Origin of the sequence: Mesorhizobium sp. C277A, assembly GCF_040324395.1 — a bacterium.
Classification (GTDB): Bacteria; Pseudomonadota; Alphaproteobacteria; order Rhizobiales; family Rhizobiaceae; genus Mesorhizobium.
This window is the reverse complement of sequence record NZ_JAMYVW010000002.1, coordinates 2,748,153-2,770,722: the sequence shown is the minus strand read 5'-3', so window position 1 is coordinate 2,770,722 and position 22,570 is coordinate 2,748,153. Positions and strand designations below refer to the sequence as shown.

At 63.0% G+C, this 22,570-nt stretch carries 24 protein-coding genes and 1 other RNA gene; 18 read left to right on the top strand and 7 right to left on the bottom strand.

Features of this window, described 5'->3' with window-relative positions; genetic code table 11:
• Nucleotides 1-73 precede the first annotated feature (73 nt).
• A complete protein-coding gene (locus tag NKK52_RS13865; RefSeq protein WP_023682099.1) occupies nt 74-1,279 on the top strand; it encodes a multidrug effflux MFS transporter in 1,206 nt (401 codons plus the stop codon).
• Nucleotides 1,280-1,491: 212 nt separating this feature from the next.
• Here the strand turns inward: NKK52_RS13865 and ssrA are convergent.
• Nucleotides 1,492-1,850: a transfer-messenger RNA gene (gene ssrA, locus NKK52_RS13860) on the bottom strand.
• Between the two features lie 168 nt (nt 1,851-2,018).
• Between ssrA and NKK52_RS13855 the strand changes: the two genes are divergently transcribed.
• Entirely contained in the window at nt 2,019-2,330 is a 312-nt protein-coding gene (locus NKK52_RS13855; RefSeq protein WP_023668323.1) for a DUF2853 family protein, read from the top strand.
• A 337-nt stretch (nt 2,331-2,667) separates the two neighbouring features.
• Nucleotides 2,668-3,462, top strand: a complete 795-nt coding sequence (locus tag NKK52_RS13850) for a thymidylate synthase (RefSeq protein ID WP_023682098.1) — start codon at nt 2,668-2,670, stop codon at nt 3,460-3,462.
• A 15-nt stretch (nt 3,463-3,477) separates the two neighbouring features.
• Here the strand turns inward: NKK52_RS13850 and NKK52_RS13845 are convergent, their stop codons facing one another.
• Nucleotides 3,478-3,687, bottom strand: coding sequence for a hypothetical protein (locus tag NKK52_RS13845; RefSeq protein WP_245263047.1), 210 nt, complete (start codon nt 3,685-3,687; stop codon nt 3,478-3,480).
• A gap of 159 nt (nt 3,688-3,846) precedes the next feature.
• On the opposite strand from NKK52_RS13845, the gene modA reads away from it, so the two are divergent.
• From modA to NKK52_RS13825, 4 genes are all read left to right on the top strand, one after another.
• Nucleotides 3,847-4,641, top strand: a complete 795-nt coding sequence (gene modA / locus NKK52_RS13840) for a molybdate ABC transporter substrate-binding protein (RefSeq protein ID WP_156939240.1) — start codon at nt 3,847-3,849, stop codon at nt 4,639-4,641.
• A 15-nt stretch (nt 4,642-4,656) separates the two neighbouring features.
• Entirely contained in the window at nt 4,657-5,361 is a 705-nt protein-coding gene (gene modB, locus NKK52_RS13835; protein ID WP_023682096.1) for a molybdate ABC transporter permease subunit, read from the top strand.
• Complete coding sequence (gene modC, locus NKK52_RS13830) at nt 5,358-6,470, top strand: molybdenum ABC transporter ATP-binding protein (protein ID WP_023682095.1); 1,113 nt, start codon at nt 5,358-5,360, stop codon at nt 6,468-6,470. Before modB ends, modC begins: the two co-directional genes overlap by 4 nt.
• Before the next feature lie 69 nt (nt 6,471-6,539).
• A complete protein-coding gene (locus tag NKK52_RS13825) occupies nt 6,540-6,881 on the top strand; it encodes a winged helix-turn-helix domain-containing protein (protein ID WP_023682094.1) in 342 nt (113 codons plus the stop codon).
• Between the two features lie 202 nt (nt 6,882-7,083).
• Here NKK52_RS13825 and cobF read toward each other — a convergent pair whose 3' ends face one another.
• Nucleotides 7,084-7,857, bottom strand: coding sequence for a precorrin-6A synthase (deacetylating) (gene cobF / locus NKK52_RS13820; RefSeq protein WP_023682093.1), 774 nt, complete (start codon nt 7,855-7,857; stop codon nt 7,084-7,086).
• 147 nt (nt 7,858-8,004) lie between these two features.
• On the opposite strand from cobF, the gene NKK52_RS13815 reads away from it, so the two are divergent.
• The 6 genes from NKK52_RS13815 (at nt 8,005) to NKK52_RS13790 (ending at nt 13,738) form a co-directional block, all read left to right on the top strand.
• Nucleotides 8,005-9,021, top strand: coding sequence for a DUF4424 domain-containing protein (locus tag NKK52_RS13815; protein ID WP_023682092.1), 1,017 nt, complete (start codon nt 8,005-8,007; stop codon nt 9,019-9,021).
• Nucleotides 9,021-9,539 carry a dihydrofolate reductase gene (locus NKK52_RS13810; protein WP_023682091.1) on the top strand — a complete coding sequence of 173 codons (519 nt, stop codon included), beginning with the start codon at nt 9,021-9,023 and terminating at the stop codon, nt 9,537-9,539. The genes NKK52_RS13815 and NKK52_RS13810 overlap by 1 nt, the downstream gene beginning before the upstream one ends.
• Nucleotides 9,540-9,684: 145 nt before the next feature.
• The gene (gene hflK / locus NKK52_RS13805) at nt 9,685-10,794 is read left to right on the top strand and encodes an FtsH protease activity modulator HflK (RefSeq protein ID WP_023682090.1); all 1,110 of its coding nucleotides are present in this window, start codon (nt 9,685-9,687) and stop codon (nt 10,792-10,794) included.
• Nucleotides 10,794-11,792: a protease modulator HflC gene (gene hflC, locus NKK52_RS13800; RefSeq protein ID WP_286457240.1), complete on the top strand. Its 999-nt coding sequence runs from the start codon at nt 10,794-10,796 to the stop codon at nt 11,790-11,792. Before hflK ends, hflC begins: the two co-directional genes overlap by 1 nt.
• A gap of 4 nt (nt 11,793-11,796) precedes the next feature.
• Nucleotides 11,797-11,982 carry a DUF2065 domain-containing protein gene (locus NKK52_RS13795; RefSeq protein ID WP_023668333.1) on the top strand — a complete coding sequence of 62 codons (186 nt, stop codon included), beginning with the start codon at nt 11,797-11,799 and terminating at the stop codon, nt 11,980-11,982.
• 238 nt (nt 11,983-12,220) lie between these two features.
• Nucleotides 12,221-13,738 carry a DegQ family serine endoprotease gene (locus NKK52_RS13790; protein ID WP_023682088.1) on the top strand — a complete coding sequence of 506 codons (1,518 nt, stop codon included), beginning with the start codon at nt 12,221-12,223 and terminating at the stop codon, nt 13,736-13,738.
• Between the two features lie 43 nt (nt 13,739-13,781).
• On the opposite strand, the gene NKK52_RS13785 is transcribed toward NKK52_RS13790, so the two are convergent.
• Nucleotides 13,782-14,354 (bottom strand): GNAT family N-acetyltransferase, encoded by a 573-nt coding sequence (locus NKK52_RS13785; protein WP_023682087.1) that lies wholly within the window; start codon nt 14,352-14,354, stop codon nt 13,782-13,784.
• Entirely contained in the window at nt 14,351-15,238 is an 888-nt protein-coding gene (serB, locus tag NKK52_RS13780) for a phosphoserine phosphatase SerB (RefSeq protein ID WP_023682086.1), read from the bottom strand. Before serB ends, NKK52_RS13785 begins: the two co-directional genes overlap by 4 nt.
• Here serB and miaA point away from each other — a divergent pair.
• A complete protein-coding gene (gene miaA, locus NKK52_RS13775) occupies nt 15,228-16,211 on the top strand; it encodes a tRNA (adenosine(37)-N6)-dimethylallyltransferase MiaA (RefSeq protein ID WP_023682085.1) in 984 nt (327 codons plus the stop codon). The genes serB and miaA overlap by 11 nt on opposite strands.
• Before the next feature lie 130 nt (nt 16,212-16,341).
• A complete protein-coding gene (locus NKK52_RS13770) occupies nt 16,342-17,133 on the top strand; it encodes a GGDEF domain-containing protein (protein WP_023668337.1) in 792 nt (263 codons plus the stop codon).
• 224 nt (nt 17,134-17,357) lie between these two features.
• Here the strand turns inward: NKK52_RS13770 and NKK52_RS13765 are convergent, their stop codons facing one another.
• Complete coding sequence (locus NKK52_RS13765) at nt 17,358-19,190, bottom strand: ATP-binding protein (protein WP_023668338.1); 1,833 nt, start codon at nt 19,188-19,190, stop codon at nt 17,358-17,360.
• A gap of 152 nt (nt 19,191-19,342) precedes the next feature.
• On the opposite strand from NKK52_RS13765, the gene NKK52_RS13760 reads away from it, so the two are divergent.
• Genes NKK52_RS13760 through NKK52_RS13750 form a run of 3 tightly spaced genes read left to right on the top strand, consistent with a single transcriptional unit; the run spans nt 19,343 to nt 20,759 of the window.
• Nucleotides 19,343-19,909, top strand: coding sequence for a helix-turn-helix domain-containing protein (locus NKK52_RS13760; RefSeq protein ID WP_023668339.1), 567 nt, complete (start codon nt 19,343-19,345; stop codon nt 19,907-19,909).
• A 4-nt stretch (nt 19,910-19,913) separates the two neighbouring features.
• Complete coding sequence (locus NKK52_RS13755; RefSeq protein WP_023682084.1) at nt 19,914-20,222, top strand: hypothetical protein; 309 nt, start codon at nt 19,914-19,916, stop codon at nt 20,220-20,222.
• Between the two features lie 15 nt (nt 20,223-20,237).
• Entirely contained in the window at nt 20,238-20,759 is a 522-nt protein-coding gene (locus tag NKK52_RS13750; protein ID WP_023668341.1) for a GNAT family N-acetyltransferase, read from the top strand.
• On the opposite strand, the gene NKK52_RS13745 is transcribed toward NKK52_RS13750, so the two are convergent.
• The gene (locus NKK52_RS13745; protein WP_023668342.1) at nt 20,756-22,558 is read right to left on the bottom strand and encodes an NAD(P)/FAD-dependent oxidoreductase; all 1,803 of its coding nucleotides are present in this window, start codon (nt 22,556-22,558) and stop codon (nt 20,756-20,758) included. The two genes, NKK52_RS13750 and NKK52_RS13745, sit on opposite strands and share 4 nt — an antisense overlap.
• Nucleotides 22,559-22,570 lie beyond the last annotated feature (12 nt).

The window sequence follows — 22,570 nt, the reverse complement described above, 5'->3', positions numbered from 1 at the left end:
TCAACGGGATGGAACGTCCTAGGGTTAGTCGTCGCGTTGGCGGCGCCAACCAGACTTGAAAGAAGCCTTTATCATGAGTCCCAAATTCCTCCGCATCGCGGTCGTGCTCGGCCTGTTGTCCGCTATCGGCCCCTTCGCCATCGACATGTATCTGCCGGCGTTGCCTTCGATCGGCGAAGATCTGCATGCCGGCACCGCCGCCGTTCAGATGAGCCTTTTGATCTTCTTCCTGTCGATGGGCTTCGGCCAGATCGTCGTCGGACCGATCTCCGACATGGTCGGCCGCAAGCTGCCGCTTTACGGCGGCCTTGCGCTGTTCATGGTCGGCGGTATCGGTTCGGCCATGAGCCCGACCATCGAATGGCTGATCGCCTTCCGCTTCCTGCAGGGACTGGGCGCCAGCGCCGGCATGGCGGTGCCGCGCGCCATCGTGCGCGACCTGCACACCGGCACCGAAGCCGCCAAGCTGATGTCGCTGCTGATGCTGGTGTTTTCGGTGTCGCCGATCCTGGCGCCGCTGACCGGCAGCCAGATCATCGAGAATTTCGGCTGGCGCGCCGTGTTCTGGACGGTGACGGGCGCGGCCCTGCTGGCCACCATTCTGCTGGCGACCTCGCTGAAGGAGACGCGGCCGGCGGAAGAACGCGTCGGTTCCTCCTTCGGAACCGCACTCGCCGGCTATCGCTTCCTCATGGGTGACCGCAATTTCCTCGGCCTGGTGGCGATCGCCGGCTTCGGCATCGCCAGCTTCTTCGTCTACCTCTCGAGTTCGTCCTTCATCCTGATCGACCATTACGGGCTGTCGCCTTCCGTCTACAGCGTGTTCTTCTCGATCAATGCGGTGGCCTTCATCGGCATGTCGCAACTGACGGGGATGCTGTCGGAGCGCTTCGGGCTGAAGCGCGTCGTCTGGGTGGCGGTAACCGGCTATGCCACGACGATGGTTGTGCTGTTCGCAGTCATGGCGACCGGGGTCGACCGGCTCGATGTTATGGCGGCACTGCTGTTCGTCGGCTACGGCTTCCTTGGCCTGGTCATCCCGACGACGTCGGTGCTGGCCATGGAAGAGCATGGCGAGATCGCCGGCACGGCCTCGGCGCTGATGGGCACGCTGCACTTCGCCATCGGTGCGCTGGCGATGGGCGTCGCCGGCATCTTCTTCGACGGCACCCCGCTGCCCATGGTGGCCGGCATCACGCTCTGCGCGGTGATCTCGTTCACGCTGGCCAAACTGACGCTTGGCCGCTCGCGCGAAGCCGTTGAAGCGCCGGCCGAGTAAGCTGACCGCAATCGACCGGAAAGGCCGGGTCATCCCGGCCTTTTTCACGTCTGGGGTAATCCGGCCCCGGCCAGAACCACGGCCTTCGACCGACGCCAGCGGCAAATTGCACCAGCTCATGGCTCAATTTGGTGTAGGCTTCGCGTCCCATCGTCATGCGAAATCCGGCCAGCGGCGGCCGGCATTGCGCCTACGATATCGAGGAGGGGAGAAGTGGAGGTTTCTGTTGCCAGGTACCTCCGAACCCCGCCTAGAAGTGCGAACCTCTAGGGCTTGATTTGAAGCTATCGCACCGCTTACGCGGCGAGACGTGCTTCCGCATAGTTGTCATTTGCAACTACAGGTTTAGCCCGATGACGGTGGTACCATGCCGGGCAAAAGTACGATCTTTACACCTTCGTCGATCCTATTTCGCCCCCAGCAACAGCCGCTCTGATCACAGAGCGGTTCTTGGTGGAGGCGCCGGGTACCGCCCCCGGGTCCGAACGGCTTATTACATCGCCCATTTATCGCCATAGTCGGTCAAGCCGACAAAACGAATATAGGGGGGCGGCGCACAAAATGAAAGGCCGCAATGACACTTCTTGGCCGCACCAAACTGCGGCGCCGAGGGTTGACTCGCGCGCGGTCTCAACCGAAGCTTTGCGACGGTGAGGAGTACCGACCGAGCGCACAAGTTGCGGCAGCGCGCCACAGCCCTCATCGATCGGATCCCGTGGCGCCGACATGGGGAAATTTGATGGCCGATTATCTCGCAGACGTGAAGAAATACGACGCCGCCGCAAATGCCGATGTGGTTGCCAAGATTGTGAAACATCTGGGCATTGCGTTGCGCAACCGCGATTCCTCGCTGGTATCCTGCACCGACCCCAAGGAATTGGAGCGCGTCAAGACCAACTGGGTTGCCAAGAAACTCGGCGTGACCGACGGGGCGAAAGCCGACTCAGCGATCGAGAAGACCTGCAAGGCGTTGGCCGCCGACAGCTCCAAGAGCCGCGTGACTTTCTACTATCTGGTCGCCAAGGATCTGGGCAAGCTCGGCTCTTTGTAGAGATTATTGCCGATAGGCAGAGCGCGCTTGATTTGCTCCTCACCTGGAGGTCAGCACCGCCCCTCATTGCCCCTGCCGGGCATTTCTCCCCGTATAGTGACGGGGAGAAAGGGCTGACCGCAGCCTTGGCTCTCTCTCTCGAACGCTTGTGATTGGCGAAACCGCTGATGACAGCGCCCCTCTCCCCGTCCTATACGGGGAGAGGTTGGCGGCAGGCAGGTGAGGGGCAGCGCCACCTCTTGAGAGATGGGGCAAGCCGCGTTCTGGTCCCTTTTGCTGTGTTCGGCCGGCGGCCAGTCGGCTATGATGCTGACGATCCCGAATCGAGGCGAAGCCGATGCGCCAGTATCTCGACCTTTTGCAGCATGTGCTGGACAATGGCGCCGATCGTGGCGACCGCACGGGCACCGGCACGCGTGGGGTGTTCGGCTACCAGATGCGCTTCGACCTGTCGCGCGGCTTTCCCGTCACCACCACCAAGAAGCTGCATCTGAAGTCGATCATCCATGAACTCCTGTGGTTCCTGGCCGGCGACACCAACATCAAATACCTTAGAGATCATGGCGTTTCGATCTGGGACGAATGGGCCGACGAGAATGGCGATCTCGGCCCGGTCTATGGCAAGCAGTGGCGCTCCTGGCCGGATGGCCATGGCGGGTCGATCGACCAGATTGCCAATGTTCTGAAGGAGATACGCCGGAATCCGAATTCACGCCGGCTGATCGTTTCGGCGTGGAACCCGGCCGAAGTGGAGGCGATGGCGCTGCCACCGTGCCACTGCCTGTTCCAGTTCTACGTCTCGGAAGGCAAGCTGTCCTGCCAGCTCTACCAGCGCTCGGCCGACATTTTTCTCGGGGTACCCTTCAACATCGCTTCCTACGCGCTGCTGACCTTGATGGTGGCGCAGGTGACCGGGCTAAAGCCCGGCGAGTTCGTCCATACGCTGGGCGATGCGCATCTCTATTCCAACCATTTCGAGCAGGCGCGCGAGCAATTGCGTCGCACGCCCAAGGCGCTGCCGACGCTGTGGATCAATCCGGAAGTGAAGGACCTGTTCGCCTTCCGCTTCGAGGATTTCCGGCTGGAAAACTATTTTGCCGACGCGTCGATCAAGGCGCCAATCGCGGTCTGATCCGCCCACCTTCAATCAATTCCGACCCTCAATCGATGTCGACCATGACGTCGGTTGCCTGATCATGGCATAGGCTGCTTGCCTTTTTCGAGCTTGAGATCGGCAACGGCCTCGTTGGTGATCGAAGCGTGACGACGGAGCCGGCGACATCACCGCGGACAGGCGAGGTGCTTTGACGATCTCGACGATCATTCCCTTGAGGATGTTGCGGGCGCTGATCTTCATCGAAGTTCTTTTCCGGGTTCGGTGCACGTCCAAACCAGAACAATCGATGCCGACCATACGCTTTCGCAGGGAGGCGGCCTTCCCTTGTTATATTCATCCAGATATATCGGTCGGCAGGAGTCGAGCCAGCAGATTTCAAGCCCAGGGAGAGTTTTCATGTTGGGGCACAAAGGTTTTGGATTGAGGGCGATCGCGATTGGCGGCTTTGCCGCAGCGGTGATGGCCGCGATGCCGGCCGCGCATGCAGAAGACAAGGTGATCGTGTTCGCGGCAGCCAGCCTCAAGGACGGGCTCGACGCCGTCACCAAGGCCTGCGAAGCCGATGTCGGTGAATTGGCGACCGTCTCCTACGCCGCGAGCTCGGCGCTGGCCAAGCAGATCGAACTCGGGGCGCCCGCCGATGTGTTCATCTCGGCTGATCTTGACTGGATGAAATATCTCTCCGACAAGAAATTGACCAAGCCGGACACCGAGGTGAAATTGCTCGGCAACCAGATCGTGCTGGTGGCGCCGAAGGATTCGACTGTCGAAACCAGGATCGAGAAAGGCTTCGATCTCGCCAAGCTGATCGGCGACGGCAAGCTCGCCATGGGCGATTTCAAGGCGGTGCCGGCCGGCAAATACGGCAAGGCGGCACTTGAATCGCTCGGCGTCTGGTCGTCGGTCGAAGGCAAGGTGGCGCAGGCCGAGAATGTGCGCGCCGCGCTGAAGCTGGTTTCAACGGGCGAGGCCGCGCTCGGCATCGTCTATGCCACCGACGCGCATGCCGACATGGGAGTCAAGGTGGTCGGCACCTTCCCGGAGGATTCGCACCCGCCGATCATCTATCCGGTTGCCCAGACCACCGATTCGAAGGACAAGGATACCCCGGCTTTCCTGAAGTGCCTGCAGTCCGCCAAGGCGGTGGAGCTGTTTAGGGATCAGGGTTTCACCGTGCTCACGCCGAGCAATTAAGGTAGCGGCTGACGCATGAACTGGCTGCTGGACCTCACTCCCGACGAATGGAATGCGGTCCGGCTGTCGATCAAGGTGGCGACGGTGGCGATGCTGTTCAGCCTGCCGCCGGGCATCTTGATGGCGCTTTTGCTGGCCCGCGGAAAATTCTGGGGCAAGACGCTGCTCAACGGTGTGGTTCACCTGCCGTTGATCCTGCCGCCGGTGGTGACAGGTTATCTCTTGCTGCTTACCTTCGGCCGGCGCGGGCCGGCGGGAGCGTTCCTGGCCGAGCATTTCGGCATCGTCTTCTCGTTTCGCTGGACCGGCGCCGCACTGGCCTGCGGTATCATGGGCTTTCCCCTGATGGTGCGGGCGATCCGGCTGTCGATCGAGGCGGTCGACCGCAAAATGGAGGCAGCGGCGGGAACGCTCGGCGCCAACCCGCTCTGGGTCTTCGCCACCATCACGCTGCCGCTGATCCTGCCCGGGCTGATCGCCGGCTCGATCCTGTCCTTCGCCAAGGCGATGGGCGAGTTCGGCGCCACAATCACCTTCGTCTCCAACATTCCCAACGAGACGCAGACGCTGCCTTCGGCGATCTACACCTTCACGCAGGTGCCTGGCGGCGATGACGGGGCACTCAGGCTGACGCTGATCTCCATCGTCATCTCGATGGCCGCATTGGTCGCCTCGGAAGTGCTGGCGCGGCGCGTCGGCCGGCGGATGGACATCGAATGAGCGTGCTGGTGGACATCAGCCATCGGCTCGGCGGTTTCGCCGTCGACGCGCGTTTCGAAAGCGCCGGGCGGCTGACGGCGCTGTTCGGGCCCTCGGGCTCCGGCAAGACGACGCTGATCAACGTGATCGCCGGCCTGATCCGGCCGACCAAGGGCCGTATCGCGGTCGACGGCTGTGTGCTGGTCGACACCGATGCCGGCATTTTCGTGCCGAAGCACAAGCGCCGGATCGGCATGGTGTTCCAGGACGCGCGGCTGTTTCCGCATATGAGCGTGGCCGGCAATCTGCGCTATGGCCGCTGGTTCACGCCACCGGCGGAGCGCTATGCGGATATCGACGCGGTCGTCGAACTGCTCGGCATCGGTCCTCTGCTCGACCGGCGACCGGCAAAGCTCTCGGGCGGCGAGAAGCAGCGCGTGGCGATCGGCCGGGCGCTGCTTGCCAGCCCGAAACTGCTGTTGATGGACGAGCCGCTGGCCTCGCTCGACGATGCGCGCAAAGCCGAGATCCTGCCCTATATCGAGCGGCTGCGCGACGAGACCAAGCTGCCCATCGTATATGTCAGCCACTCCGTCGCCGAGGTGGCGCGGCTGGCCAGCGACGTGGTGGTGATGGCGCAAGGCAAGGTCGCTGCCTCAGGCCCGACCGGCGAGATCATGCAACGGCTCGAATTGCTGCCGGCGGAGGAACGCGGCGAGGGCGGCGCGGTTCTCGACACCAAGGTGCTGCGCCATGATGAGATCTTCGGGATGACCGTGCTCGGCTCGGCGGCGGGCGAAATCCGGGTGCCGCAATTGGCGGTCTCGGTCGGCGCGCCTGTGCGCATCCGAATCCGCGCCCGCGACGTGATGATAGCCACCGAACAGCCGAAAGGTCTCAGTGCGCTCAACATCCTGCCGGGCGCCATCGTCGCAATCGGCTCGGGCGAGGGGCCGACGGTCGAAATCGGCATCGACTGTAATGGCGCAACCGTGCTTGCGCGCATTACCGAACAATCCAGGCAGGTACTGAACCTTCAACTCGGCGGCAAGGTGTTCGCGGTGATCAAGACGGTCAGTTTCGACCGTGCCAACACCGGCGCCGGCCTGCCGGCCGAAGCGGATGGCTGATAGCCGCTATATCGTTTTGGAATAGCGCTATGGGTCGAGAGGGGCTAGTGTGACTGTGGAGGACAAGAGATGCCGTCGCTGAGCCTGCGGATAAATCTCGATCCGGACGGGCGCATAGGTCCGGGCAAGATCGAATTGCTGGAGCAGATCGACACTTTCGGCTCGATCTCGGCTGCGGCACGCGGCATGGAGATGTCCTACAAGCACGCCTGGGATCTGGTGGAAGATATGAACCGTGTGTTCGGCAAGCCACTGGTCGCGGCGCAGACCGGCGGCAAAAAGGGCGGCGGCGCACAGCTGACCTCAGTTGGCCTTGCAGTTGTGAGCCGTTTTCGCGCTATCGAGCGCGCTGCGGCGGCAGCGGCGGCCACGCATATGGACGCCTTGCAGGCGGAGATTGATGCTGGGTGAGGGTTGAAGCTTGCGATCCGTCACACCCCCCTCTGTCCTGCCGGACATCTCCCCCGCAAGGGGGGAGATCAGCTAGCCCGTAGACGGGCGCTAATCTGTTAGGCGATTGGCGAAATCCTCCGTGACGGCCAATCTCCCCACTAGAGGGGGAGATGTCCGGCAGGACAGAGGGGGGCGCGAAGGAACTCGACCTTTGAGCGCGCTATTCCTCGGGCTCTCCTGCTTTACGCAGCAGATAGGTGTCCATGATCCAGCCCTTTCTTTTCCGGGCTTCTTCTCTCGTCCTCTCAATCTCCTCGCCGACATCACCCAGGCGACCGGAAACGATGATCTCGTCCGGTGTGCCGAGATAGGCGCCCCAATGGATGATCAGATCCTTGTCTGCCAGCGTGTTGAAGGCGCATTTGCCGTCGAGCATGACCACGGCGCTGCCGGCATTGTGCGGCATGCCTTGTTCGGCGAGGCGGCGGCCGGTGGTGATCAGCACGGGGTCGCCGATGCGGTTCAGCGCCATCTTGTGGCCGGCGGCTAGCGCCTGGACGGCGGTGATGCCGGGAATGACCTCCAGTTCGAATGCGACATTGCCCCTCAGTCGTACGCGCGCGAGGATGCGCAGCGCGCTGTCATAGAGCGAGGGGTCGCCCCAGATCAGGAAGGCGCCGCAGCCGTCCTCGGCAAGGTCGTCGCGGACCAGGCTCTCATAAATCTGGGCGATGGCCTCGTGCCAGTCATCGACGGTCGAGCGATAGGAAGGCGCCGGCTCGGCGCGCACCGGCACGTCGAACTCGACGCGGCGCGATTTCGGATTGCTGACGAAACGGTCGCAGATATGGCGGCGCAATTCGGCAAGGTCGTTCTTCTTCGCCCCCTTGTCGGGGATAAACAGGACGTCCGCCCGGTTTAGGCCTGATATGGCCTGCACGGTCATATGGTCGGGATTGCCGGCGCCGATGCCGATGACGAGAAGCTTGCGCATGACGCGAACTCCTGCCCGATCGAAACCTGTTAGTCCAGACCGCCGATTGGCGTGTCCAGACACTGTGGCGTCCTGCTGGGAGACGGAAGGCTTTGAAACGCCACATTGAAACGGCTAGGGTCGCGGCATTCTTGGCGAGGGGCTTCGATGTTGCAATATGTTCTGTCCGTAGCGCTGGCGCTTTTAGCTGTGCCCGCGCTGGCCAATGATACGACCGCCGAACTCGGCACAGGTGGCCTGATCCTGTCGCGTAGCGACGCGGTGTCGATGCAAAGCGAGGACCTCTATATCTCGCCGGAAAAGATCACGGTCGACTACGTCTTCCACAACAACACCGACAAGGATGTAAATGCCATCGTCGCTTTTCCGCTGCCGGACATCGAAGGCAATCCGGAGGAAATGCCGGCCATCCCGGAAAACCAGAGCGACAATTTCCTTGGCTTCGAGGTGACGATCGACGGAGCGCCGGCAAAGCCGCAGCTCGAGCAGAAAGTGTTTGCTGTCGGCATCGATATCGGCGCCGATCTGAAGGCGCAGAACGTGCCGTTCAATCCGTTCGGCGATGCGGCCAAGGCGGCCCTGGCGAAGCTGCCGAAAACGGTCGCCGAGGATTGGGAAAACCGCGGCATCATCATCGAGGATACGGGCAGCGACGGTACCGAGGCGAACAAGGTCTATACGCCGTGGTGGCAGTTGCGCTCGACCTATTGGTGGCGCGCGATATTTCCGGCCAACAAGGATGTCCACGTCTCGCACCGCTACAAACCGAGCGTCGGCGGCACGTCATCGGTGAGTTTCTTCTATGACGGCAAGTTCACCGAGGGCAGCCAGTACACGAACTACAAGACCCGCTACTGCATGGACGACAGCTTCGAGAATGCGGTGCGGCAGGCCGCCAAGGCCGACGGTTATCCGCATTTTTACGAGAACCGCATTGCCTATATCCTGACCACCGGCGGCAACTGGGCCAATGGCAGCATCGGCAAGTTCAAGCTGACCGTCGACAAGGGCAACCCGAAAGCGCTGATCTCGTTTTGCGGCGGCAATGTCAAGAAGGTTGGGCCGACGACCTTCGAGACGAAGGCGCAGGATTTCTATCCCGAGCACAACATCGACATATTGCTTTTGGAGCCGTCGGATGACGGCGCCGGGGAAGCCAACTGATGGACGTCGCAATCTATGTCGCCATTGCTCAGAACGGCGTCATCGGGCGCAACGGCGGCTTGCCGTGGCGGCTGTCCACCGATCTCAAGCGCTTCAAGGCCGATACGATGGGCAAGCCCGTCATCATGGGCCGCAAGACTTATGAAGGCATCGGCCGGCCGCTGCCGGGCCGATTGAACATCGTGGTGACCCGCGACAAGGCCTGGCGCGCCGAGGGCATCGAGGTGGCGCACTCGCTGGAAGCCGCGATCCAGCTGGCCACGGTGCGCGGGCGTTGCATGGCCGGCGTCGACGAAATCTGCGTCATCGGTGGCGGCGAGATCTATGCGCAGGCGCTACCGCTGGCAGACCGGCTGCACGTCACCCATGTGCTGGCGACGGTCGATGGCGACGCGCATTTTCCCGACATAGATCCGGATTTGTGGCGCCTTGTCAGCGCTCAGGACGTTCCGGCCGGTGAAAAGGACAGCCATGCGACGCGCTATTCGGTTTACGAGCGACGCCGCGGCGTGCATTGAGACGATAAAAGGGTCGCGAACGTCCAAAACGGACATGCTCGGCAGCGGATCGCGTTGAAAGCGCATCGCTGCGTCCCTATAGAAGAACAACTGGATTTTGCGCCGCAACGTCGGCGCTGAGGGAATCCCAAGCGAAAGGACATTCATGCCCTGGAACGACAAGAGCGGCGGCGGCGGCCCATGGGGCGGCGGCGGCAACAATCAGGGACCCTGGGGGCAGGGACCGAAGGGGCCTAGCGGCCCGCCGGGGTCACCTCCCGATCTCGAAGACATCATCCGCCGCGGCCAGGACCGGCTGCGGCGCGCGCTGCCCGGTGGCGGCGGCGCCAGCCCGGCCGTCTTTGCGCTGATCGCAGCGGCTCTGATCGTGCTGTGGGCGTTCAAGGCGGTCTACACCGTGCAGCCGGACGAGGTTGCGGTCGAGCTGCGCTTCGGCAAGCCGAAGGCGGAGCTGTCGCAGCCAGGTCTGCATTTCCATTGGTGGCCCGTCGAAACCGTCGAGACGGCCAACATCGCCGAACAACTCGTCGATATCGGTGGTGGCGGCGCGACGAGCGGCAACTCGTCGGGGCTGATGCTTACCGGCGACCAGAACATCGTCAACGTCCAGTTTTCGGTGGCCTACCAGGTCTCCGATCCCCGGGCCTATCTGTTCGACGTCTCCGACCCAGAAGGCATGCTGCAGCAGGTCGCAGAGAGCGCCATGCGCGAAGCGGTCGGCCGGCGACCGGCCCAGGACATCTTCCGCGACGACCGTCAGGGCATCGCCGCGTCGGTGCGTGAAATCATCCAGACGACGCTGGACGGCTACAAGGCCGGCCTGAATGTCAACGCGGTTTCGATCGAGGACGCGGCGCCGCCGCGTGAAGTGGCCGACGCGTTCGACGAAGTGCAGCGCGCCGAGCAGGACGAAGACAAGTTCGTCGAGCAGGCCAACCAGTATTCCAACCAGAAGCTTGGCCAGGCGCGTGGCGCCGCGGCGCAGATCCGCGAGGACGCGGCAGCCTACAAGAACCGTGTCGTCCAGGAAGCCGAAGGTGAGGCGCAGCGCTTCATCTCGGTCTATGACGAATACGCCAAGGCGCCCGATGTTACGCGCCGGCGGCTTTATCTGGAAACGATGGAGAAGGTGCTGAAGGATTCCAACAAGGTGATCGTCGAACAGGGCAATGGGCAAGGGGTCGTTCCCTATCTGCCGCTGCCGGCACTGCAACCGAAGGCGCCGCCGCCTGCGACCACGGGAGGAGCCCAGTGATGGCCAATCGTCTTCCCATCATCGCGGTCATCGCGGCCGTGCTTCTGTTCCTGCTCTACTCCTCGGTCTTCGTGGTCAACGCGCGCCAGCAGGCGCTCGTGCTGCGGTTCGGCGAGATCGTCGACGTCAAGAATGAACCCGGCATCTATTTCAAGGCGCCTTTCGCCTTCTTCGACGCCGACAGCGTGCAGTTGATCGAAAACAGGGTGCTGCGCTTCGATCTCGACAACATCCGCGTCCAGGTTTCGGGCGGCAAGTTCTACGAGGTCGACGCTTTCATCGCGTACCGCATCTCGGATCCGCGCGTGTTCCGCTCAGCCGTGTCCGGTCAGATCACACTGGCCGAAGCACGACTGAGGACGCGTCTCGATGCGGCGCTGCGCCGTGTCTACGGTCTGCGCGACTTCGAGGCGGCGCTTTCGGAAGAGCGGGCCGTGATGATGCGCGAAGTGCGCGATCAGCTTCGGCCCGACGCCACCTCGCTCGGCCTGCAGATCGAGGATGTGCGCATCCGCCGAACCGATCTGACGGCCGAGGTTTCGCAGCAGACCTTCGACCGCATGAAGGCCGAACGTTTGGCCGAGGCCGAACGGCTGAGGGCACGCGGCAAAGAGGCCGCGCAGCGCATCACCGCCCGCGCCGACCGCGAAGTGGTGGAAATCGTCGCCGAAGCGCGCAAGGAATCGGAAATCCTGCGTGGTGAAGGTGAAGCCCAGCGCAGCGCGACCTTTGCCGACGCCTACAAACGCGATCCGGCGTTCTTCGACTTCTACCGGTCGATGAATGCCTATGGCACGGCGCTGGACAACTCCGGGACGACGATGGTGCTGTCGCCGAACTCGGAGTTCTTCCGCTTCTTCCGCAATCCGGACGGGACGGACGCGAAGCCGGCGGCGCCTGCGGCTCCGGCGACGGCACCTGCCGCGCCGGCGACGGCACCTGCCGCGCCGGCGACGGCACCTGCCGCGCCGGCTGCACAACCTGCACCCGCCCAGTAGGGCGGTGCAGGATTTCCTTGCGGCCATAGGCCTGGTCCTCGTTGTCGAGGGCCTGGTCTATGGCGGCTTTCCCGGCCTTGCCAAACGTCTTGCCGGCGAAGTGCTGTCGACGCCGGAAATTGCGCTGCGCATCGTCGGGCTGGTGGCGATCGCCATCGGCGTCGGCATCGTCTGGTTGGTGCGTGGCTGAGGACCGCTGATCTGCAATTCCAGGAAAGTGTGAGCGGTTTTCCGTCCGGAATTGCGTAAAAGCAAAGGGATTGAACGGTTCGCCGTTTCCGCGAAACGGCGAACCGCTCTAAGGTGTAACGGAGGATTTATCCTCCTGATGTGGCCATAGCCGCAAACGTGCCGTATTTCTTGCCAACATGACGCGACGCGGCGTTTTGCCGAAGCGCTTTTTCTTTTCAGATTCCGGGAGGCTTTCGATGACATCCAACACCCTTCTGCGCGCGGCGCGGCGGACGTTCATCGCAGGTGCTGCGGCACTTATGGTCGGCGCGCTTGCCGTTCCGGCTTTCGTGACGCCGACGGTGGCCGCGGACGGACCGGCTTCGGTTGCCGACCTCGCCGAAGGCCTGCTCGGTGCGGTGGTCAACATCTCGACCTCGCAGACCGTGAAGGGCACGGAAGGTCCGGGCGCGGTGCCGATGCCGCAGCTGCCGGAGGGTTCGCCGTTCCAGGATTTCTTCGACGACTTCTTCAAGAACCGTGGCGGCGACAAGGATGGCGGCGCGCAAAAGGTGCAGTCGCTGGGCTCCGGCTTCGTAGTCGACGCCGAGCAAGGCATTGTCGTCACCAACAACCACGTCATCGCCGATGCAGACGATATCGAGGTGAATTTCTCCGACGGCGTGACGCTGAAGGCGACGCTGGTCGGCACCGACACCAAGACCGACGTGGCGGTGCTCAAGGTCGACCCGAAGGGCCACAAGCTGACGGCGGTGAAATTCGGCGATTCCAACAAGATGCGCGTCGGCGACTGGGTGATGGCGATCGGCAATCCGTTCGGCCTTGGCGGCACGGTGACGGTCGGCATCGTCTCGGCCCGCAACCGCGACATCAATTCCGGCCCCTACGACGACTTCATCCAGACCGACGCCGCCATCAACCGCGGCAATTCCGGCGGGCCGCTGTTCAACAGCCTGGGCGAGGTCATCGGTATCAACACGGCGATCATCTCGCCGTCGGGCGGCTCGATCGGCATCGGTTTCTCCATCCCCTCGCAGCTTGCCTCGGGCGTCGTCGACCAGCTGCGCCAGTTCGGCGAGACCCGTCGCGGCTGGCTCGGCGTGCGCATCCAGCCGGTGACCGACGACATCGCCGAGAGCCTCGGCATGGCGACCGCCAAGGGCGCGCTGGTGGCCGGCGTCATCAAGGGCGGACCGGTCGACAACGGCACAATTCTCGCCGGCGACGTCATCATCAAGTTCGATGGCAAGGACATCCATGAAATGCGCGACCTGCCGCGCGTCGTGGCGGAAAGCCCGGTCGGCAAGGCGGTCGACGTGATCATCGTGCGCAAGGGCGTCGAGCAGACGGTGAAGGTGACGCTCGGCCGGCTTGAGGACGGCGAGAAGGTCGCCGCCGGTGAGGACGGCACTACCGATGAGGACAAGGGCGGCGACAAGGCGCCCGCGGTCTCCACGGCCTCGGTGCTCGGCATGACCGTCGGCGAACTCAATGACGACACACGGAAAAAATTCGGCATCGCGGCCGACGTTTCTGGCGTCGTCATCACCGACGTCACCAAGGATTCGGCCGCCGCCGAGCGCGGCATCCAGGCCGGCGAGGTGATCACCGAAATCGCCCAGGAATCGGTCGCGACCCCGAAGGACGTCATGGACCGGATCGGCGCGCTGAAGGAGCAGGGCCGCAAGAACGCGCTCTTGATGCTGGCCTCGAAGACCGGCGAGTTGCGCTTCGTGACGATCCGGATGGATTGAGTCCGGAAAGCCCCATAACCGATTGTCTTCAGGGAAAGGGCGGCTAGCGAGCCGCCCTTTTTCGTGCCTGCCAGTCCGTGCGTGACAGTTTGTAGAGGACATGCCGCTTGAGGTGCGGGTGGCTGTCAGGGATGGATGGGTGGTCGAAATCGCGAGTCGGGTCAGGGCTCATGCCAAGACGCTCCATGACGGCCGTCGAGCGGCGGTTGGCCGCGACGGCGAAGGAGACGATCTCGTCGCGGTCAAGCGTTTCGAAGCCAAAGGCGAGCCAGGCTTCGGAGGCCTCCGTGACATAGCCCTTGCGCCAGAATTCCGGCGCCAACCGCCAGCCGATCTCGATCGTATCGGAAGGCAGGGACGGCACGTGATCGGTCTTTAAGAGACCGACGAAGCCGATGCATTCCCCAGTCGCGGCGATCTCGGCGGCGGCAAAACCAAAGCCGTCCTCGGCGATCCAGCCCCGAAACTCGTCCATCTTGGCATCCGTCTCGGCGCGGTCGCGGCGGAACGGAAAGAATTCCATCACCCGCTCGTCCGAATTGATGCGGTGGAAGAGTTCGCGATCGCGGTCTTCCCAGTTGCGCAGGATGAGGCGCTCGGTGCGCATCGGTTTCATTGGGCGAACTCTTCCTGGCGGTAGCCCTGGAGATAAAGCAGCGCGGTGAGATCGCCATGGTCGATGCGGACCTTGGCTTCGGCAGCAACGGCCGGCTTGGCGTGGAGCGCGACACCGGTGCCGGCCAGGCGGATCATGTCGAGGTCGTTGGCGCCGTCGCCGACCGCAATCGCATCGAATGGCGTCAGGCCGAGGCGGGCCGAGATCTCGTTCAGCGCATCGGCCTTGGCGGCGCGGCCGAGGATCGGCTCGGCGACCAGGCCGGCAAAGCGCCCGTTCTCCTCGATCAGGCGGTTGGCACGGTTTTCCTCGAAGCCGAGCATGGCGGCGACACGGCTGGTGAAGACGTCGAAGCCGCCGGAGACAAGCGCCGTCCAGGCGCCATTGGCGCGCATCGTCTGCACCAGGGCGCGGCCGCCCGACGCCAGCGTCAGGCGGTTCGCGATGATGCGGCCGACGACGGCGGCATCGAGGCCTTTCAGCAGCGCCACGCGTTCACGCAGCGCCGGCTCGAAAGCGATCTCGCCGTTCATCGAGCGTGCCGTGATGGCGGCAACGCGGTCCTTGACGCCGATCTCGTCGGCGAGTTCGTCGATGCATTCCTGGTCGATCATGGTTGAATCCATATCGGCAAGCAGGATTGTCTTGCGGCGGCTTTCGGCCTGCTGAACGATCACGTCGACCGGCTCGGAGCCAAGTGCTGTGCGCAAGGCGGCACTTGCTTCAGCGGCTTCTGCCCCCTCGGGTAGCACCAGGTCGCAGGCGACGCCATCGCCCAGCCAGCGAACAGCGCTTGCACCGACCGACCGTGAGGCCATATTCGCAAGCGAGGCCGACATCGCGCGGCGGACGGGGTGAGACACAAGCGTGGCAATGAGCGGCATCGAAACTTCCAAGCAGCTAGGCGAGGGCGGGCAGGCGGGCGAGGGCCGCGTGAAGAACGCGATCCTGATAGCCGGGCCGACAGCCAGCGGCAAGTCGGCGCTGGCGCTCGATCTCGCCGAACGCAAGGGCGGCGTCATCGTCAACACCGATTCCATGCAGGGCTATTCGGTGCTCGATGTGCTGACGGCGCGGCCGAGCGCTGCCGAACTCGGCCGCGCGCCGCACTTTCTCTATGGCCATGTGCATCCCTCCACCGCCTATTCCACCGGCGCCTGGCTGCGCGACGTGATGAAGCTGATCGATGACGGCACGCTCGCCCGACAGCCCGATGACGCCGCCTTTGAACGTCCGGTGATTTTCGTCGGCGGCACCGGGCTCTATTTTCGCGCACTTGCCGAGGGCATCTCGCAAATGCCCGACATTCCGCAGCAGGTACGCGACCGCTGGCGCTACGAGTTAAAGGAGCAAGGCGCAGCCAAGCTGCACCGCATCCTGATGCATGAGGATTCGGCGGTCGCCATGCAGCTGAAGTCGACCGACGGCCAGCGCATCGTGCGGGCGCTGGAGGTGCTCGACGCATCCGGCCGCTCCATCCTAGAATGGCAGGCAGCGCGCGGCCGGCCGCTGATCGACCGCGACAGCGCTCGGTTCTTCGTTATCGAGCCGGACCGCGCCCCCCTTGTCGAGCGGATCGAAACAAGGTTCGACCGCATGCTCGATCTCGGCGCGCTCGATGAGGTCAAACGGCTTGCGGCGCTTGGCCTCGATCCCGACCTGCCGGCGATGAAGGCGATCGGTGTTCGCGAACTTTCGGCTGCCATGGCGGGTGACATCAGCTTTCCTCAGGCCGTCGAGCGCTGCAAGGCAGCGACGCGGCAATATGCCAAACGGCAAACGACGTGGTTTCGCCATCAGCTGGGACCGGAATGGCTGAGATTGCAGCCCGGCGGCCGCTTGCAAACCGCGATTTGATTTTTGTGCTGCCAATACAATTAAAGAAACAGAAGTAGGAATGAACATTCCCGCTCCGGTTGTCTGGATTAACCGTCCGTAAGGCGCCGGCATGCCATAGATCCGGCGGGTACTTTGCAACGGGAAGCAGATGCGTTTCCACAAGGCGGAATCCGCATTTTTCGTCTTTATTTTCGTGATCCTGGCCGCAGGCCTGGTGACGCTTTATGCCTATGGTCAATTGCAGTTCATCGCGGTCGGTCACGATACGACTTCCCGGGTCGAGAGGATCGCCTATCTCAACACGCTGCTGTTTGTCACCGGGGTGCTGCTGGCGACAGCGCTGTTCTTCGGCGTGTTCTTCATCTACCCGCTGATCCGTAGGCAGGCCACGGAAGAGGGCAAGCTGCGCGCCATGACGGTTTCGCTCAGCGCCCGCTCGGAAACGCTGCAGCATGCGGCATTGACCGACGGCCTTACCGGCATGCAGAACCGGCGCTACTTCGATGATGCGCTGAAGGAATATCTCGAGGAATTCCGCCGCATCGAAAAGCCCGTCGGGCTGATGATCCTCGACCTCGATCATTTCAAGCAGGTCAACGACACGCATGGCCACGATGTCGGCGACGAGGTGCTTAGGGCAGTCGCCAATTGCCTCAAAGGCATGACGCGCTACCACGATGTGGTGGCGCGGCTTGGGGGCGAGGAGTTCGCCGTCGTCACGCCCAACATGGATGCGGAGTTGTTGGGGAAGTTCGCCGAACGCATCCGCAAAGCGATTGCCAACATGTCGGTGCTGTCAGGCAATGTCCGCCTCAAGATCACCACCAGCGTCGGACTAGCCGTCTGGGATCGGAAGGAAACCGCCGAGGAATTCTACCGCCGCGCCGACCGCCAGCTCTACGAGGCGAAGAGGCAAGGCCGCAACCGCGTCTGCGCCTAAAATCCCGAAGAAGAATTCATGAGGCCGGTTGCCTGACGTGGCTTTCTCGACTTCCGGTGCTCACGGACTAAATGTCCGCTCCGCTCCGGCTTCTCGAAAGCCACGCCATTCAATCCGGCCTGATGAATTCCCTTTCGGGATTTGCCCAAGCGGGCCAACGAAGCCGAGCCCTGGCGCTCCGGCGGCTTCTCAATTGGCCGGCAAAAAAGTCGCTACGCTGAAGGTCAATCGTTCTGCGGGCGCATGCCGAAGGTTGTGGGCTTGAGGCCATAGCGCAGGTCGAAATCGTCGTCGGGCTGGACGCGCTGTGCGGTGGCCGGCTTGCGGTAATCGGGATCGCCGGCCTGGCGGCCGGAGTCCACGACCTCGGCGAAGGCCATCTGCTGCTGCGGTTTCGGGACGTTGCGCAGCCGCTCGACGATGGCGGCGAGATCGACGTCGTTGCCGTCCTGCGAGAACTCGTCCTGCTCTCGCTTGGCGGTGCCGGGGATCAGGTTCTCCGCCAGTTTCTCGAACTTCAGCCGCATGGTCGTCGCCACGCCTTCACCGAAGGCGATGGCTTCGCGCTGGCCCATGGAGGACAGAAAGGCCAGCGTCGAGGCGGAGGAATCGGCGATCGCCGAGCGGATGATTGCCTGGTCCTGCTCGTTGGCCAGCCGCATGGCGAAGAAGGTCGAGCATTGCGACAGGATGGTCGGATCGAGTTCACCCGGGCGCTGGGTGACGACGCCGAGATAGCAGCCATATTTGCGGCCTTCCTTGGCGATGCGCGACAATGCATGCCTTGTCGGGGCGAAGCCGAGGCGCGGATCGGCCGGCATATAGCGGTGCGCTTCCTCGCACAGCAGCAAAAGCTTCAGCCGGCCCTCGCTCCACAGCGCAAGGTCGAAGGCCAGGCGCGCCAGCACCGAACAGACGGAGTTGACCACTTCGGACGGCATGCCGGCCATCTCGAAACAGGTCACCGGGCGGCCATGATGCGGCACACGGAAAATATTGCCGATCGTCTCGTGGATCGTGTCCTCGATCAGCCGCGAATTGAACATGAAGCGATAGCGTGGGTCGGACGCGGCGGACTCGATGCGCGTCTTCAGCGATTTCAGCGTCGGGCGGTCGTTCTTGCTTTCCAGGAGGCCCATGCGCTCGTCGATCTGCTTGATGAGATCGACCATGCGGTAGGGCACCGGCGTGTCGGCGGTCAGCGCATCGCTGCCGCGGCGCACGTAAGAGCCTGAATTGGGATTGCGATAGAGGTTCTTGGCGGCGGGGATCAGGTCGCGCAGGACATCGACTTCTTCCGGCACGACCTCTCGGCCGCGAAACAGCACTTCGGCGAATTCTTCAAGCCTGAACATCCAGAACGGCAGGTCAAGCGTCTTGGAATCGACCCGGACGCAGAACTCAGGCAGGGATGCCGCGAATTCATTGTGCGGATCGAGAATGAGGATTCGCAGATCGGGCCGGGCGGCGATCGATTTGCGCAGCAGCAGCGAGATGGCGGTGGATTTGCCGACGCCGGTTGTGCCGACAACGGCAAAATGGCGCGCCAGCGTGTCGTCGATGGCGATGTTGGCGTCGATCGACTCATCCTGCGACAGCGTGCCGATGGTGATGGAATGACGCCCGGCGAGATCGTAGACCGCCTGCAGGTCACGGGTACGGATGCGGTGCGCTATGGCGCCGATATGAGGATAGGTGGTGATGCCGCGGTCGAACACCGGTTTGGCGCCGGGCTCCGCGCCGTCGCGCACTTCGCCGATTAGTTCGACGCTGACTTCGATGGGATTTTGTCCCTCATTGCTCCAGGCGCGATCCGACTTGCCGATTTCGTAGACCAGACCAACGGTGCGCGATGTCCCGAGATTGATGGAGATCATCTTGCCGACGGTCCACAGGCCGGTGACCGCGCCTTCGATGTCGTCGGCATAGGCGCTGATGGTGGCGCGCGCACCGTCGCACTGCACGACGTTGCCGAGAATGCGCTTGTCGCTCTGCTCTGCGCGGCGGCGCTCCTGCGAGGTCGGTTCGCCGACGGAGGCTTCGCGCTCGACAAACATACGATCCGATCCCCATTCTCGTGGAGCGTCGATCCTACACAGACGGGGTTAAGGTGGCGTGATGCGGGATGGTGTAGCAGGGGTTAACCGGTCAGCGAAAATTCAACCGGCCGGCCTCTTTTCCGAATCCAAATATTCGATATATTGGACGAATGACTGATATAGCGAATGACATGTCGGCCACGATAGGCAGACGAATCCACGCCGAAAGAGCCTTGCGGGACTGGTCGTTGGCCGACCTGGCGAACCGCTCCGGCGTCTCCAAAGCCATGCTCAGCACTATCGAGCGCGGCATGACCAGCCCGACGGCCGCGCTGCTGGTGCGCATCGCCGCTGCTTTCGGCATGACGCTGTCGACGCTGATAGCACGCGCCGAGCAGCAAGGTGGCGGCCTGCTGCGCGAGAGTGAGCAGCCGGTTTGGCGCGACCCCGGTACGGGCTATGTCCGTCGGCATCTGTCGCCGGTTTCCGACACGCCGCTCGAATTGATCCGGGTGCAACTGCCGGCTGGCGCCAGTGTGAGTTTCCCGGCGGCGTCCTATGCCTTCATCAAGCAGCAGATGTGGCTGATCTCCGGGCGACTTGAGTTCACCGAGGGTGATATGGTGCATAGTCTCGAGCCCGGCGACTGCCTGGCGCTCGGCGCGCCGTCGGACTGCACGTTCCATGCCGTCGGACCGCAGCCGGCCGACTATCTGGTTGCGCTGGTCAGGGGCTGAAATCGTGGCAAGACGTCCCAAGCGCTCCGACAATGGCGGACCGCCGCTCGATGATTACAAGGGCCCGCCATGGGGCAAGGGCGATCCCTACATCTTCCTGGCCTGGCAGGCAGCGCATGCCAAGGCGTGGAAGGCGCCAAGCCGTGACGTGATGCTGATGCGCATGGAAAAGGCCGAGCGGCTTGGCCTGACCTATGAGGAATACACGCTCGAAATCCTCGAACGCGGGCTGCATCTGCAGCCGAAAGACACCGATCGCATCGCCGCGATCAAGGCGAGACGAAAGCGGCGCCGCGTCGCGCGTCTGGATTAGCAAGGGAAAGTGCAGGTGAGTCCCATCGAAATCAGGTCGCTGACTGCGGAAACACGCGACATGCTGGCCGACCTCCTGATCGAGACGGTCGCGGCCGGCGGCTCCGTCAGCTTCATGCATCCCTTATCCAGGCAAGCGGCGGAAACCTTCTGGAGCAACTCGTTGATGGCAGCAGAGAGAGGTGAAAGAGCGGTGCTGGGTGCTTGGTATGGCGACGCGTTGATCGGCACCGTCACCTTGCTGCTCGACTTTCCGGTCAATCAGCCGCACCGGGCCGAGATCGCCAAGCTCATGACCCGCGTCGAACACCGCGGCAAGGGCATAGCGAGCCGGCTGATGCGGGCGGCCGAAACGCTCGCCGTCGAGAAAGGCCGCACGCTTCTGGTGCTGGACACCGCAACCGAGGAGGGCGCTTCCGGCCTTTACGAAAAACTCGGCTTCACGCTCACTGGCGAAATACCGGACTTTGCCCTGAAACCGCATGGCGGGCTGACCGGCACGCTCATCTACTGGAAGCGCATCGGCGGCGCTGCCTAAGCCTTGTGGTGAACCTCTTGCAGCGCGTAGACCGGCGTCGCGATGCCTTCCATGCGCGCCTTCAGCTGCAGCGCCAGGAACTGGGAGTAATGGCGCGACTGGTGCAAATTGCCGCCATGGAACCACAGCGCCTCCTGCTGCGTCGGCTTCCACATGTTGCGCAGCTCGCCTTCCCAGGGGCCTGGGTCCTTCGTGGTGTTGGAGCCGAGGCCCCAGCATTTGCCGACCTTGTCGGCGACCTCCCGTGAGATCAAATCGGCCGCCCAGCCATTCATCGAACCGTAGCCGGTGGCGTAGACGATGAGATCGGCCGGCAGTTCCGATCCATCGCTGAGCAGGACCGAATGCTCCTTGATCTCCTTCACGTCGACACCGCTTTTCAGCTTGATCGACCCGTCGATGATCAGGTCGGAGGCGCCGACATCGATGTAATAGCCCGAGCCGCGTCGCAGATATTTCATGAAAAGGCCGGAGCCGTCGTCGCCCCAGTCGAGCATGAAGCCGGCCTTCTCCAGGCCTTTGTAGAAGTTGGCGTCGCGCTTCTTCATCTCGGCATAGGCCGGAATCTGGAATTCGTGCAGGATCTTGTAGGGCAGGGAGGCGAAGACGAGGTCGGCCTTGGCTGTGGTCATGCCGCTCGCAACCGCCTTTTCCGAATAGAGCGAGCCCAGGCCGATCTCCATCAGCGTGTCCGACTTGACGATGTGCGTGGTCGAGCGCTGCACCATGGTGACGTCGGCGCCGGCCTCCCAAAGGGCTGCTGCAATGTCGTGGGCGGAGTTGTTCGAGCCGATGACGACAGCTTGTCTGCCGACATAGGCATCGGGTCCCGGATGCTTCGAGGAGTGATGCTGGTCGCCCTTGAATGTGTCCATGCCCTTGAAGTTCGGCATGTTGGCCTTGCCGGATTGCCCCGTGGCCAGCACCAATTGTTTCGGCTTCAGCGTGATGTCCTTGCCGTCGCGGCGCACCACCACCGTCCATTCCTTCTTGCTGTCGTCATAGACAGCGCTCATGGCCTCGGTCGACGACCAGTAGTTCAGCTCCATTACCTTGGCGTACATTTCCAGCCAGTCGCCGATCTTGTCCTTGGGCGCGAAGACCGGCCAGTTCCTGGGAAAGTCGATATAGGGCAGATGGTCGTACCAGACCGGATCGTGCAGGCAGAGCGATTTGTAGCGCTTGCGCCAGCTGTCGCCGGCCCGTTCGTTCTTCTCGACGATGATGGTCGGCACGCCGAGCTGCCGCAGCCGCGCGCCGAGCGCGATGCCGCCCTGGCCGCCGCCAATGATGAGCGTATAGGGCTGCGTCTTGAAGCCGAGCTCGGCGGCCTCCTTCTCGCGCTCCTCCTTCCAGGTCGGGCGGTTCTTGCCATGGCCGTGCTTGGCGCCGAGCGGGCGGTCGAAACCGGCCGGCTCCTCATGGCCCTTCAGCTCGACCATGGTGGTGAGCAACGTCCAGATCTTGCCGTCCTTCAGCCGGATGTGGCCGAAGCCGCGCGCCACAGACGTTTCGAAACTGATCCAGCCGTCGAGCAGGCCATCGTTTTCAGTGGCGTCCTCGCCCCTGGCGATCGCCCAGTTCGATGGGTTGGTTTTGGCCAGCTGGCTCACCAGCATGTCGCGCACCTGGTCACGGCCTTCCATGGTCTTGATGTTCCAGGTGAAGCTGACGAGATCGCGCCAAAAACAATCCTCCTGAAAGCAGGCGACCGCCTTGTCGATGTCACCGGCGGCGAGTGCCGCGCCGAAGCGATCGAGCAGGTCGGAAAGCTTCTTGTTGGGGGCCTTGTCGAGCATTGAATTTCCTCC